Annotated in this window: 12 protein-coding genes; 11 read left to right on the top strand and 1 reads right to left on the bottom strand. The window is 46.7% G+C overall.

The genetic code is table 11. From position 1 onward, the window contains the following. Window positions 1-242: 242 nt before the first annotated feature. The 11 genes from sicP (at window position 243) to FW758_RS18680 (ending at window position 13,291) form a co-directional block, all read left to right on the top strand. The gene (gene sicP, locus FW758_RS18730; protein ID WP_446446189.1) at window positions 243-674 is read left to right on the top strand and encodes a chaperone SicP; all 432 of its coding nucleotides are present in this window, start codon (window positions 243-245) and stop codon (window positions 672-674) included. 1 nt (window position 675) lies between these two features. Then, window positions 676-4,722: a type III secretion system effector BopA family protein gene (locus FW758_RS18725; protein WP_446446188.1), complete on the top strand. Its 4,047-nt coding sequence runs from the start codon at window positions 676-678 to the stop codon at window positions 4,720-4,722. A gap of 474 nt (window positions 4,723-5,196) precedes the next feature. After that, window positions 5,197-7,257 carry an EscV/YscV/HrcV family type III secretion system export apparatus protein gene (locus tag FW758_RS18720; protein ID WP_446446187.1) on the top strand — a complete coding sequence of 687 codons (2,061 nt, stop codon included), beginning with the start codon at window positions 5,197-5,199 and terminating at the stop codon, window positions 7,255-7,257. Between the two features lie 12 nt (window positions 7,258-7,269). Next, the gene (locus FW758_RS18715) at window positions 7,270-8,601 is read left to right on the top strand and encodes an EscN/YscN/HrcN family type III secretion system ATPase (protein WP_446446186.1); all 1,332 of its coding nucleotides are present in this window, start codon (window positions 7,270-7,272) and stop codon (window positions 8,599-8,601) included. A 16-nt stretch (window positions 8,602-8,617) separates the two neighbouring features. After that, window positions 8,618-9,019 (top strand): hypothetical protein, encoded by a 402-nt coding sequence (locus FW758_RS18710; protein WP_446446185.1) that lies wholly within the window; start codon window positions 8,618-8,620, stop codon window positions 9,017-9,019. Next, window positions 9,012-9,458 carry a hypothetical protein gene (locus tag FW758_RS18705; RefSeq protein ID WP_446446184.1) on the top strand — a complete coding sequence of 149 codons (447 nt, stop codon included), beginning with the start codon at window positions 9,012-9,014 and terminating at the stop codon, window positions 9,456-9,458. The genes FW758_RS18710 and FW758_RS18705 overlap by 8 nt, the downstream gene beginning before the upstream one ends. Window positions 9,459-9,462: 4 nt before the next feature. Then, window positions 9,463-10,383, top strand: coding sequence for a hypothetical protein (locus FW758_RS18700; RefSeq protein ID WP_446446183.1), 921 nt, complete (start codon window positions 9,463-9,465; stop codon window positions 10,381-10,383). Window positions 10,384-10,500: 117 nt separating this feature from the next. After that, a complete protein-coding gene (gene sctR / locus FW758_RS18695; protein WP_006081460.1) occupies window positions 10,501-11,151 on the top strand; it encodes a type III secretion system export apparatus subunit SctR in 651 nt (216 codons plus the stop codon). Then, window positions 11,148-11,417: a type III secretion system export apparatus subunit SctS gene (gene sctS / locus FW758_RS18690; RefSeq protein WP_006081461.1), complete on the top strand. Its 270-nt coding sequence runs from the start codon at window positions 11,148-11,150 to the stop codon at window positions 11,415-11,417. Before sctR ends, sctS begins: the two co-directional genes overlap by 4 nt. Window positions 11,418-11,419: 2 nt before the next feature. Next, window positions 11,420-12,220 carry a type III secretion system export apparatus subunit SctT gene (sctT, locus tag FW758_RS18685; protein WP_259579803.1) on the top strand — a complete coding sequence of 267 codons (801 nt, stop codon included), beginning with the start codon at window positions 11,420-11,422 and terminating at the stop codon, window positions 12,218-12,220. A 21-nt stretch (window positions 12,221-12,241) separates the two neighbouring features. Then, the gene (locus FW758_RS18680; protein WP_006081463.1) at window positions 12,242-13,291 is read left to right on the top strand and encodes an EscU/YscU/HrcU family type III secretion system export apparatus switch protein; all 1,050 of its coding nucleotides are present in this window, start codon (window positions 12,242-12,244) and stop codon (window positions 13,289-13,291) included. A 529-nt stretch (window positions 13,292-13,820) separates the two neighbouring features. On the opposite strand, the gene FW758_RS18675 is transcribed toward FW758_RS18680, so the two are convergent. After that, window positions 13,821-14,255 (bottom strand): cupin domain-containing protein, encoded by a 435-nt coding sequence (locus FW758_RS18675; protein ID WP_347097750.1) that lies wholly within the window; start codon window positions 14,253-14,255, stop codon window positions 13,821-13,823. Window positions 14,256-14,470 lie beyond the last annotated feature (215 nt).

Here is a 14,470-nt window from a genome sequence, read left to right as displayed (position 1 = left end):
GCATCTGCTAATGCTCGCTTCACGCTGACCAAGTGCAATACCTATACAGGAGTTGACGCACGGTTGCTTGATTGTTCAGCGAGCCTTTGCTTGTCGCATAAGACTCGATATTGGCCCTGTAACACAAGAGGTATTTAAGCAGGAACGCCATTAGTCTCAGGTGTACACCTGATATTCATTTCCCCTGACTCAGGTCAAACTTTCATCAAGGTCACACTTTCACCAATTGAGGGGGGCGCTAGATGAATGCACATGACCAATTATTGGCCCAGTTCGGCCAAGCACTCGGCTTACCATTAGTGTTTGATGCTAATGGACAGTGTCTGTTAATGCTAGATGAAAAATTAATGATCTCCATACGTTACGGCGATGTGCAATGGACGTTTTATTGCATGCTTGCTCAGCCGCTGGCTGAAAAGCACTATTGGCAAGCATGTTTGCAATTGAATCTCCAACTTGCTGAACAAGGTAAGGGCTGTATCTGCTATGAGCCTCAGGCCGATGCATTGTTATATTTAACCTTTATTTCTATGCCAGCCAGTGCACTCCAGCTCCGCGAATTTCTCGGTGACTTAGCCGACACTTATCAAGCACTGCTGAGCCATGTCGAAACCGAAATGACAGGGCAAACCTCATCAATAAATACCATAAACCTCAGTGCGGGAGGACAATAATATGGCCTTAGATATTAATGCATTTAGTCATGCGGCTAAGCTTGACGACCGTCTTACCTTAGTCGATACCCCCGAGGGCATACCGACGATTATAGCGGCCAAAGAAGGCTTTAAAGAAAAATTACTGAGCATGCTTAGCCACATTCCTTTACTCAAAAATACCCAAGCGGTCCAAGATTATGTCAATGGCTTATCACTCGATAATAAGCAAGTGTTGGGCGTGTTCTTGCAGGCATTGGCGGCAAGATTTGGTCATGATGCTGCACTGGATATAGTCGATGCCGTCGATTTGTCCGGCCTTACTCCATTAACCCTGCGCACGATCGAACAACTCACCGAGCGGAGTGAGGCATTTGCGCCTCTCCACCTTCCTTTAGACATATGTGAGACTGATGAAGATGCGCCCAAATTGCTTGTCTTACCTTCCCCTATCGCGATTGAGTCCGAGTCGTCGGAGAAGCAAACGCCCAGCCCCTCAGAGCTTACACCTTTAACCGATCCCATAGCCGTTGCTAAAGGCATCAGGGGGACGGCTTCCCATACTTTAAACCAGCAGCCTATAGCGTCACAGGATTTTTTACATGCACAAGATCAATGTCTTAAACAGTTGTTAACCACACCAATACCACAAAAAATAACTATGCCGACCACTCAAACTTGGTTGGCTTCTTGGGTGTATTCAGAACCTGAACCCATTAAAACCTTACAACAAGCCATTAAAAATTATAATCAAGTACTCAGTGACACTCAGCTCGCAACATGTATACAAAACTTAAATCAGAGTCGAGATCCCTTGATTACCAGCGATGAACTGACTGCGCAGCGAGAGCTTGTCACAACTGCGCTAGCAAAAGTTAAGCAGGCTTTAACTCTAGTCGCTGAGTTGAACGCGAATTTGTCGGTGGAACAGAGCGGTGTCCTGTCGCCACTACTGGCCGAAGTCAATCTGGGATTATCGCAATATGAGGTCTTAACGGCGGCAATGCTGACATATGAGCAAGCCTTATTAGCATCGAACCCGGTGCGCCAAGCCTTATCTGAGTTTCATGCCGCGCTTCCCTATGCACTACAAAACAAGCTGACAGCGGATACCTTAGTGAGCAGTTATCAACTGTTTTCCCCTTTGATGCAAACTGAATTAGGTCAGACAGAGAGAGTAGAATACTTAGCGGCAAGCTTAGTCTCTATGCTCAATGAAGAGAACATCAGCGCGGTCTCTGAGCAAAAAAAAATGATGCCTGAGGTCAAAAGCTTAGTATTACTCATTAAGCAGTTTGTGCTAGAACCCATGCAAGAACCCCTGGCCGTAAGTTCTTCATTTCAAACTCCATTTGAAGCGCAGCAGGCCGAAGCCGAACAGTATTTAACTCAGATAGAACAAGCACAAACCTTACTAGCCGCTTGTCTTGCACGGGCCAGTAAGCTCAGTGGAGAAGCGCTCATCACTGTCGGTAAGCAAGTGCAACTCGAAGATCATTTAGCGGCAGTGAAACAGGCAGGAGCTCAACTCGGTACAGTATTATATAAGGCTATCAACCCAGCTGAAGAAGAGGTCCAAGTCGATGATCTCACCGCAACATTACTGTATCTTGGCGGACAAGAGTATGTCGAGAAAGGCAGTCGTTTGCAGTTCGATGAGCCAGTTCACTTTGATGATCTCGCCCTTGAGCTAACGCTAAGAAATGAGCTAGATGGCAGTACTTTTGCCCCCCAAGTGGCAAGCTTAGCGCAGCAAGTTCTACAAACTCAGCATCAACTTAATTGGTTTGAGGGCGTAAGCTCCATCAGCTTTAGCCCAAATAATTCACAAGATATTTCACTGTTTGATGATGTTAACAACCTGCGACTAGTTTCGCAGATTGAGCAAGATCAAACTCGTTATCACAGTTTTCTTACCGAACGTCTTTCCCTGTGTAATGATTATCATCGAGCCGTGACTGAGCTGCTGTTAGCTGTTCCCTCTGAGACGGTGCGTAATCAGCTATCCCAAGAACTCGTGCACATTAATGCGGACCAAGATGCGACCCGAACTTTAGTCGAGCGACTCAATCGACTGCAGAGTGCACAAGACGTGTTAGTGATTGCGGGTAATAACGTCGCTAAATTGTCAGCGTTAACACAGCAACTTGAGCATGTAAGGAGGGAAACAAATGCTGAACGTGCTGCGGTTAATCTGAGTTATTTCCTTAGCTATCTTCCTGAATTAAAAAATAATAATGAACAAGTGCGCGCCTTAACTCAAGAGCAGCATCTCTTATCGGCCAAACTGGACAAATTGACTGAACATTTACAGCAATTATATGGCGATGGCCTAGTACAAACCTTAGCCGAGCCAGAGGCCAGTTCCCCTGAACTGCGCGCTTTTCGCACTGTGACTAGCCAGTTAGCGGAAGTCAATCGCTCCCTTGAAGAACTCGATGATGCCTACCAACATGGTTTGTTACAGCTGAAAAAGGCCACTATCACAGCAAAAAATAATGGCGGCTTTCCAGAACAAGGGGGTATGGCGAGTAGCCATGCATGGCAAAGTTGGTTAGTGCAAAAGTTTGTCGGCAATTGGTCTTCCCAATATCGCCCAAGTTTAGAAGAACTTATTTTATCTAGGCAACTGGCTAAAAATAACATGAGCAGTGTCGCCGAGGCTTATCTCGCTTTAGCCTCAAGTGTTAAAGATTCGAAAACGAGCTTAGTAAATGTGTCTGTTTTAACCTCGCCCAAGGTCATGGTGGCAGCACTGGGCGACCTGCATAATTGGTCTATGGCACACCCGATAGAGGCACGTGAGCTCGCAGGCAATTTAACTCAAGCCTACAATATTATTTTGGCTAACCCCGGTACCTTTGGGCAGGAACTGGTTAACACTGTCACCACAGTGTGGCAAACCGGGACAGTACAAAACCAAGTGCACGATATTCTGCAAGGTAAGAGAGAAGAGCTACCCGATAAAACGAATTTCGCTATGACACCGCAAATGATTGCGTTATTACACATGGCACAGTTAGCACCGTATATTGCGGGTGGGGCGAAAGGGGCTGCGAATACAGGCATAGGTGGGCCTTTAGTCAGTGGTGTATTTGGGATGATGTTTCCCAGCGCAGGGATAGCAACACCTGTCGTCGGCTTAGTTGGCGGCATCCTGCAAACCTGGTCCGAACGTCAGCTTGCCAATAACATGCGTGAGTATCGCAGCAGTGAAGTCATGGTGAATGCTTTAATTAAAGGTATGCAGGCAGAAGGCGGGCTGAGTGCTCGTGGCGAGGCCATTGCTGGCTATATGCTACAGCGACAGGCTCTGCAAGATGTTGGTACTGTCGCCCGTGATTGTTTTGAAGTCGGTAAAGTAGGCGCAGTCAAGCGTGCATTCACAGATATCGCCAATTGGTGGAAACATGCTTCAACGGGAGCCAAAGCCTTCGCTGTGGTGATGACAATTGTGGCGGCCTCTGTGGTATCGGTTGGAGCGATCGCGGCGGCAGTGTTTACCTTAGGGACTGGCGGCGTCGGTATAGTGGCAGCCGTGGTGCTTGGCTTGGGAGGATTAATGGCTGGCGCCTATTCTTCCAAGGCTGTGGTGTCGACATTGCAAGGGGCTAATTTTTTAGGCATGGCCGATACTGCCCGCGCGGCCGAGGCTGAAATGACAGAAAAAAGGATCGAGCAAGCATTTGCGCAATTGGCTCACACTCCTGTATCTCAAACCTCAGTCATTAAGACGACGGCCCTCAGTGCATCAGGCACCCAAGAAATCCCTAAATCGATGGCGGATGTACTGGGGCTTGAACAGCATCAAGCTGTGCTAAAAGCACATTTTCTGCCGCAATTAGTCGGCCTCGATAGTGATGCGCAGCAGGCCATATTTGTTCAGGGCATGCGGCAATACGCCAATGATAAAAGCCACGAAATAGAAATAAATCAAGCAATAGACAGAGATAAAACCGTCGAGCGAGCCATGAAATGGGTAGCTGAACTGGACATAATGCCAGCGCAATTACAGCAATGCATGGCAGAAATCGATGCGGCCTTATTGACGGAGATCTCGTCTCGATAATCCATAGAGTTTGAATCGCTGTTGATTTAGTACTTGCGGGTATTCAGGTGTTCACCTGATACCCGCTTTTTATTGTCTGGGAGAAGATAAGACCGAGAGTTAATGCAGGAGAAGCGATATGGATTTACAACTAACGCGCAATCTCGAACAATTTTTCCGGTTAGTGAATCACTGGCCTGTGAAGCTTGAGGCACGCATTGAATGCCATTGGCCTCCACACGGAGTGTTACTAGAGTGCCATCAAGGACGATTGTTGATGACGACTTGGTTGCTTAATACACCCGTCCGTGATCTCAAACCTCATTTATCACGTTGGCATCCAGAAGCTTTTGCAGGCAGAGTTCAGCGACTTTTCATCGTCAAAAACCGTCTAATGATCAGTTGCCTCTGTCCATCGACACACCAGGGTCATGATTGGTATCACTTGTATCAGCTGCAACAAAAATTCCTAAATCGTATGCTCATAGGAGGTCAATGATGAACCTCATCAGTCGTTGGTTAAGTAAAGCCGCAGGGCGTCACGATATCATCTTAAGTGCCATGTTAATGGTAGCCGTATTTATGATGATCTTGCCTCTACCGACACCTTTAGTCGATGTTTTAATTGCCTTAAACCTCGGCTTGTCCATAGTGTTATTGATGATCGCCATTTACATCCGTGACCCTTTAGAGTTCTCAGTCTTTCCATCCCTACTACTGATCACAACCTTGTACCGTCTGGCACTCACTATCAGCACCAGTCGTTTGATTTTACTGCAGCATGATGCAGGGGATATCGTATATACCTTCGGTAACTTCGTCGTCGGCGGCAATTTAGCGGTCGGAATTATTATCTTTGCTATCATCACCATAGTGCAGTTTATCGTGATTACTAAGGGTTCCGAGCGGGTGGCGGAGGTGAGTGCACGTTTTTCCCTCGATGGAATGCCAGGTAAGCAAATGAGTATCGATGGCGACATGCGTGCTGGCATCATTGACGCTAAAGAGGCAAAACGCCAACGTGCGCAAGTTCAGAAAGAAAGTCAGCTCTATGGCGCGATGGACGGCGCGATGAAGTTTGTCAAAGGCGATGCCATCGCCAGTATTATCGTCATTTTAACCAATATCATAGGAGGTATCGCTGTCGGTGTCATGCAGCACAATATGTCGGCTGCCGAAGCATTAAATACCTATGCAGTCTTGTCTGTCGGGGATGGTTTGATAGCCCAAATACCTTCGCTACTGATTTCAGTCACCGCAGGCTTAATCGTGACCCGAGTGCCAGGAGAGCAGAGACAGAACTTAGCCAACGAATTAGTGATGCAAGTAGGACGTCAACCTGCATCATTGCAAATGGCGGGGATCGTGATGTTCATCTTTGCCTTAATCCCAGGTTTCCCAATTTTAGTCTTCGGCACACTCGGTTCGGTCGTCTTAGGGGCTTCATGGTGGTTGACGCGTCAGCAAAAACGAGCGAGTGCTCAAGGGGATGAGAGCCATTTCACCGAAACAGGTAAAAGTGAGATGGCCAATATCGACAATATGGCGCCGGGAGCTGTACCGCTGATTTTATATCTTGGTGCCGATGTGCCTATCCATGGGGTTAAAGAAGCACTGCAAAAACTGCGTTGGCAATGGTTTGAGCAATTGGGCGTGCCATTACCGGAAATACAATTACAGATAGCTAAGAAAGGCACCCTAGGCCGCTGTGATGTACTTTTGTACCAAGAGCCCGTATTGCAACTGCAATTAGCACCACAGGAAGTCCTGTTGATTGACCCCATCGCAACGATTCCATGCCGTGTCGAGTCCATCCCTTTTAGTAATCAAAGATTGCATTGGATCAAAGGTAATGCGCTTGAGCAGGCGGAGGCCCAAGGTTTAGCGCTTTGCCGTGATGAGCAAATTCCTGCTTATGTGATGGGTAAAGTGATCGACCGCTATGCGGGGGAGTTTATCGGCGTACAAGAAACCCGTTATTTAATGGATGCCATGGAGGCTCGCTACGGTGAGCTAGTCAAAGAACTTCAACGACTGTTGTCTGTGGGGAAGGTCGCCGAGATCCTACAACGCTTAGTCGAAGAGGGGATTTCAGTGCGCGATCTACGGACTATTTTTGAAACCTTAGTCGAATGGGTACCAAAGGAGAAAGACATCATCATGTTAACTGAGTATGTGCGGATTGCGCTTCGCCGCCATATTCGCCGCAAGTTTGCGACCCCACAAGGTTGGATTGCTGTGCTTATGGTCGGAGAAGGAATTGAAAATGTGATCCGTGAATCGATACGACAATCGACAGCCGGCTCTTATTCAGCCTTAGATATGGCGCAAACTCAGCAAATATTAACTTGCATTCAAGAACAGCAGCCACCGGAGCAAACCTGTGTACTGCTGACTTCGCTCGATGTGCGCCGTTACCTGCGAAAAATCGTAGAACGCGAGTTATTTAGCACACCCGTTTTGTCGTTTCAGGAATTAGGCGACGATGCAGAAATAAAAGTCATAGGCCAAGTGGACTTAGTGGGTGACATGCTCGATGCCGCACTGGCGAGCTAATGGAGGCGATAGATGAAATTACCCAGTAAAGAAACACTTTATGCACAACTCGAACCTCGCTTATTCGCCGCTCAGAGTCTGTTGCCAGTGCCATCGGTTCGCTATTTCGGCAAAGTTCAAGAGGTGGGGGCCACGCTCGTGCGGGCAACTTTGCCCGGTGCGCATCAAGGAGAGCTCTGTCTCATTGGCAATCGCCTACGTGCCGAAGTGGTTGCGGTCAAAGGCAATGAAGCCCTGTTATCGCCCTTTGACATTACGGCGGGACTATGCAGTGGGGAGTTAGTGGAAACATTAGGCCACGGGCATCAAGTCCCCTTAGGACAAGGTCTGCTCGGTCGGGTTGTTGACGGCCTTGGTGCCCCTATGGATGGCTATGGACTTACGGCAACGGCATTAAGACCTAACCAAGGTTCAGCCCCTAATCCATTATCACGACAACTGATTGATACTGTCATGCCCATGGGGATCCGCGCTATTGACAGCGCTCTAGCCTGTGGCGTCGGCCAGAGGATTGGTATTTTTGCTGCAGCAGGAGGGGGGAAAAGTACCTTGCTTGGCATGATCGCTGCGCACTGCCAAGCAGATGTGATCGTACTGGCCTTAGTCGGCGAGCGTGGCCGTGAAGTCCGTGAGTTTATTGAATATAACCTCACTCCAGAGGCAAGAGCGCGCACTGTGATGGTAGTTGCCACATCGGATCGTCCTCCGCTTGAGCGAATGAAAGCCACACTAACAGCAACGACGATTGCCGAGTACTTTCGTGATCAAGGTAAGAATGTGCTGTTGATGGTGGATTCACTAACCAGATTTGCCCGCAGTGCCAGAGAAATTGCGTTGGCGGCTGGCGAGAGCCCAGTGTCGAGCGGTTATCCACCAAGTGTCTTTGTCAATTTATCGGCCCTAGTCGAGCGAGCAGGCCCTGCAGCCCAAGGCAGTATCACTGGCATTTATACCGTACTGGTTGAAGGGGATGATATGAATGAACCTATCGCCGATGAAGTTCGTTCCTTACTCGATGGCCACATAGTACTATCACGTCGACTCGCGGGAGCGGGGCATTACCCTGCAATTGATATCAATGCCAGTGTCAGCAGGGTAATGGATCAGATTGTTAGCCCTGAACAGCGTTGTCATGCCGCCAAGATGCGCCAGTTACTGGCATTGTATCAAGAGGTTCAATTACTGATCCGAGTGGGTGAATACGTTAAAGGTGCAGATAAAGAGACCGATGAAGCCGTCGCTCGCCATCAGGATATTCAGCAGTTTTTATGTCAATCAGTCAATGAATTCAGTCCCTATGAAGAGACACTACAAAAATTACAGTTATTGCTTTCAAGCCATTAATGGGAGCGACTGAAAAATGAACCCATCCCAACTTACAATAAAAGACCGGCAATTATTACAGCGGTTACTCGTAATTCGTAGCGACAAAGAAGCTAAATTACGCCGAGAACTGGTCTTACATAGGCAAAAATTCAGAGAACTACTTGACCGGCAAATCCTCATCAACCTTGATCGGCAAGCGCAAACTAATCGGCTGCGTCAGTGGCAGATACCGGCACAAATATTAACCCCAACTGAGCTAATCACCTTTAAGTTGACCTTGATGAATGAATACCAAAAAGAAAGGGCATTAGCCGAAACGGCTGAAATGCTGGTAATTGAAAGAGAGCAGCTTGAATCCACTATGGTGCATATGCAAAAGGCGATTCTTTGGTTAGTTAAATCCCAACAAAAACTGCAGGAGGTTGTCGATGAATAATCCAATGGCGATAGCGCGAACATCGAAAATATCTTTCCCCAGTGTTGAAGCCAGACAAGAGTCAGATCCAGAAATGCGTCGCTTGTTTAACCGTTATTTTTGCGGTCAACAGGAAGATGACAACCCCATATCGAACAAAGATCGACTTACCGCTAAGGCGCTACTCAGCCGTGATGGTGGTGTGTATCGGCAAGGGGCGGCCGAAGTGATCCGGCAAGGTGAGCAACTATGCTATCGCTTGCTCAATGGCCCTATGATGGGATTAGTGATCCAAGCCTGTTACCAACCACGAGGAATTCAATTGCAGTTGTTTCCTAAGACAGCGCGTCAATCGGAACTGCTTGCGAGACTCTTACCTAAACTCAACGAGCAACTACAAGGGCGACGCTTCGCCATTCATTTAGATCTTATGCCAACCAACACAGCAGAGACGAGGTAGACGAATGAACATCAATACATTGATCAATGCTAGTCAAGTCATAGGCCGTGGCCTAGCCCAACAAGCTTGCCGGATCGAACTGATGCGTATCGGGGGGGATGGAGTATTCTGGCAGAGACGCAATGCACCATTAGGAGTAGGTCTGTGGTGTTCTAAACAGGATTGGCAACAGTGGGTGACCACACTTACTGGCGTAACTTCTCCGTCTGAGGTTGCCAGTGATTTATTACCTTGTATCAGTGCGGTAGCATTTGAAGCCGCGGGTGAATGGTTAGTCGATGTCCTCGAAGAAATCCCTAAGCCATTTGGATTGGTGCCAGATATTTATCCCGTGTTAACGCTTCAAACGGCGCAATTGGGGCAAGGGAACGCAGAGTATGCCAGCCAATTAGCGTGTGTCTTAGTTGATTGGTCGCAAGATGACTGGCAGAGCCAAGTCGAGTCATGGTCAGCATTTTCAGGTAAAACGGCAGATGTTAGTTTGAGTTTAGTGGCCGGTTTTGTGCCCCAATTAACGCCCATACCAGATTTACCTGAGATAGGAGGTGGGGTATGGCTCGATGGTGATGTGCAAATCGAGCAGGGTGAAGCCCTATTATGGGCAGATGGGCCTTTGGCTAAGATCAAGTTTATTACCCCCATTGATGGTCCCCAAGTCCAACTCGAAATCGTGTCTTTATTGCCTAAGATGGACGCTATTCAGTCCCCTTTGATCGCCGAGATCGGTCGAGTGAGTCTGTCTCTGGCTAAGCTCGGGGCTATGATGGCTGGTGACAAGCTAACGCTGGCAGTCACCCTGAATAGTCAAATGATTTTAGGGCGGCTTAGTTCTCAGTACGGTCAAGAGCAGCACCAAACCCTCGCGAGTATCCATCTCCTGCGCGGAGAGTCGGGATTGCTCGCGCAAATCGAGGCTCTAGTTTAAAGGTAACGGTATTGCATTCACTGATGTTAGCGGTTTTAAGTCAGCTAAGGTCTTCACCTGATACAGGTTAATCGCAAAGCGCGCCATGATGGAACCCTAGCCACAAAGGAGGTTTCCATGACCTTACTCGACCACCCAGTCCAATTGATCATTATGTTGTTTTGCCTGTCACTGCTGCCGCTGTTTGCTGTGATGGGCACCTCATTCTTGAAATTGGCAATCGTATTCTCTATGTTGCGTAACGCTCTAGGGATCCAGCAGATCCCACCCAATATGGCAATTTACGGCCTCGCATTAATCCTCACCCTATTCACCATGGCACCCGTGGGGATGGCAATCAATGACAATCTCAAAGCCACCCCCATAGTGTTCGATGCGCCCAATGTCTTTGAGCAAATCAACACTGAAGCTATCGCTCCTTACCGCGCGTTTCTCGACAAAAACACCAGCAACACTCAGATTGAATTCTTCGCCAATATAGGTCACAAGGTCTGGCCCGAAAAATACCAGCAAGTGCTGACCAAAGACTCACTGTTAGTCATGGTGCCAGCCTTCACTATGAGTCAGCTCATAGAGGCATTTAAGATAGGCTTACTCATCTATCTTCCCTTTGTCGCAATTGACCTTATCGTCTCCAATATTTTACTGGCAATGGGCATGATGATGGTCTCGCCCATGACCATAGCGCTACCTTTCAAGTTGTTGATTTTTATCTTGATGGGTGGATGGGAAAAACTGATCAGCCAACTAATGATGTCATTCTCATGAGCGAAACTATCATAGTACATTTCACCTCAGAACTACTGTGGATGGTGTTACTGCTGTCGCTACCTGTCGTTATTGTGGCCTCAGTTGTCGGAGTTTTGGTTAGTCTTATTCAAGCCCTGACCCAAATCCAAGACCAAACACTGCAGTTTCTAATCAAACTCATCGCCGTGTGCGTGACACTCGTGGTCTGTTATCACTGGATGGGCAGCTCACTGTTGAATTACGCCAGCATGGCTTTCGATCAAATTAGCCAAATGGGGGATTAGTGATGACAACTCTGCTGCCCAATCTGTTAACGGCACAACTTCCTGTATTGGCACTCTGTATGATGCGACCATTAGGCATGATGCTGTTATTACCCCTATTTAAAGGTGGGGCTATGGGTAGCACATTAATCCGTAATAGCCTGATTTTAATGTTTGCTTTACCTACTGTGCTGGCAATGGATGAAATGCAGCCGATACTACAACAGGCCGACACTTGGATGCTCATCAGCCTATTTGGCAAAGAAATGATTGTAGGCGTCTTACTTGGTTTTTGTGCCGCTATTCCCTTTTGGGCAATAGATATGGCGGGATTTGTGATTGACACCATGCGGGGAGCATCCATGTCGACTGTGCTTAATCCCTTGATGGGACTGCAATCATCGATTTATGGCATGCTGTTTACTCAAGTTCTGACAGTGCTGTTTTTAGTCTCGGGTGGTTTTAATTTTCTGTTAACCGCACTCTATCAATCCTATCAACAACTTCCCCCAGGATTTAATTTAACGCTAGCCCAACCCTTGATGGTGTTTATAGCCCATGAGTGGCAATTGATGTGCCAACTTTGCCTCAGTTTTGCTATGCCCGCCATGGTGATTATGATCTTAGTCGATGTCGCCTTAGGGCTAGTAAACCGCTCGGCGCAGCAGTTAAATGTGTTCTTTTTGTCTATGCCCATTAAAAGCGCTTTGGTCTTACTGTTATTAATCTACAGCCTACAGTTTGCCTTGTCCCATTACCTACAGACCATTTCTGGGGTAGAGCAGCACGTAGATATTTTGTTTGGACTCTTAGCAGGGCACTAGTGCCCCTGACGGATGTGACCTATGGCCGAGAAAACAGAAAAACCCACAGAAAAACGCTTACGAGAAGCGAGAAATCGCGGCCAGGTCATTAAAAGTGCAGAAATCGTCACCGGACTACAGATGGCGATCATTCTCGGGTACTTTCTCTACGAAGGGCCCGCACTCGTTCAAGCCATTATGGCGTTAATCGACTTAACCATTAATGCTATCAATCTTCCCCTCGAAACGGCGGCCGAGCAAATCGTGGGTACCTTCGCCATGCTGGCATTACGTTTTCTCGGTGGGCTGACATTAGTACTCGTGTTTACCATAGTGGTGGGGAACTTAGTCCAAACAGGCCCCGTTTGGGCGACTGAGTCTATAATGCCGAGCATGAATAAACTCAATGTTATGAATAATGCTAAGCAACTTATTTCACTGAAAAGTCTATTCGAGCTCGCTAAAAACCTCGTCAAAGTGACAGTGTTGAGTTTAGTGTTTTACTATCTGCTCCATCGTTACGTTAACGCCTTTCAATACTTGCCTTTATGCGGAGAAGCCTGCGGCATCAGTGTGATTTCGACCATGATCACATGGCTCTGGGGAAGCTTTTTAGGATGCTACTTAATATTTGGGATCGCCGATTATGCATTTCAACGCTATAGCCTAATGAAAGAGCTCAAAATGTCCAAAGATGACACCAAACAAGAGTACAAAGATTCTGAAGGGAACCCCGAAATGAAACAGAAACGCCGCGAAACACAGCGTGAAGTGGCGTCTGGCAGCCTTGCCAATAACGTTCGCAAAGCCACTGTGGTTGTACGAAATCCAACCCATATTGCCGTGTGTTTGTATTATTGCGAAGGCGAGACACCGTTGCCTAAAGTGCTCGAAAAAGCCGAAGATCACATGGCCTTACACATAGTGGCTTTAGCCGAGAAAGCAGGGGTGCCAATAGTCGAGAACATTCCATTGGCACGCGCTTTATTTAAACATGTTGAGACTGGAGACGTGATTCCAGAGAGCCTATTTGAGCCCGTAGCAGAGCTATTGCGTTTAGTGATGGCTATATCCTATGACAATATGGAGTAACAGGTTTTACTGTAAGCAAATAGGATAGTTGATGATAATCGTCTCTTAGGAATCCCCTAATGAATGCTATGAAATTCAAATAAGTGGCCACAGCTTATATTGTTTGAAGTAATCAATTTCGGCAAAAAACTATTAATCCAACCCCATAAACTGGCGTTAATTCGATACATTTACTAATCAGAAATGAGCCTGATAACTTTCCTATACCAACTCATTTTTCCCCAGACGAGTTATTTACTCTTCAGTTGTGCTAAAGCGCTTTCTCTGCAGATACGACTAGTGAGCGTGTAATTTTTATAGATGGATAACTATTTATGCAATTTGTGTTGTTTAACTCAGGTTCACACTCGTTCGTCGTGATAATGCGCAAAACACATTGGTTAAGCTCTATAACTTGCGAAAACTGCACTTTAATAACGATTAAGGTGCAGAACTTTTTTCAAATTAACAATGTGCAATGTAATTGGTATCGCTTCTATCAAACTGACCTATTTTTTTAGAGCACTACAATTAGACTCTAAGACCATTGTTATTCAACGGATTTAGAAAGCGGGAGCTCTTTTTGCCCTGCATAGAAAACCACAAGTGTAACGCCTTCTTTACCTGTATAACCGCGATGAGCGCTGCCAACCATCTCTGGCAATACCTCACCCGCTGTCAAAACACGTTTTTCGCCAGTAGATCTTTTTTCCACTGTTAATATCCCACTCAACACATAAGCAGCATTGGGTATCGGGTGTTCATGCCAAGCAAGACTCGTATTTGGTGCAACAGTAATTCTAAGCACTGACAGCTGCGGAGTCCCCTTGGGGTATTCCTTATAAACCACTCCATCCCAAGATTGTTCTGTTTCAAGTAGTTTTTCAACATTAATACCCGCAGTATCTGTATTTTGTGCACTAGTTGTAAATGGAGTGATAAGAAACACTAAACAAAATGTACTGATTAATAGAATTTGACGCATGCTGTGTCGTTGTCCCTAGTTAGCGTTAATCGCTTATAAAAAAACTAATAATAACATTGGGAAATAAGGTCATAAACTATTATTACTGGCTAATGTCTCTTTATATTAGAATGTGCGCGTAAATTTACACTTACTATTTTCTATTCATCATTGTTGAACAAATCATTGAGGCGTTTAGGAAATATTTAGAACATCTATTTATAGTACCACTCGGG

It is taken from the genome of Shewanella sp. 1180_01 (assembly GCF_052850535.1).
Note: the sequence above shows the minus strand (reverse complement) of the source record. Positions and strands in the feature narration are given on the sequence as shown.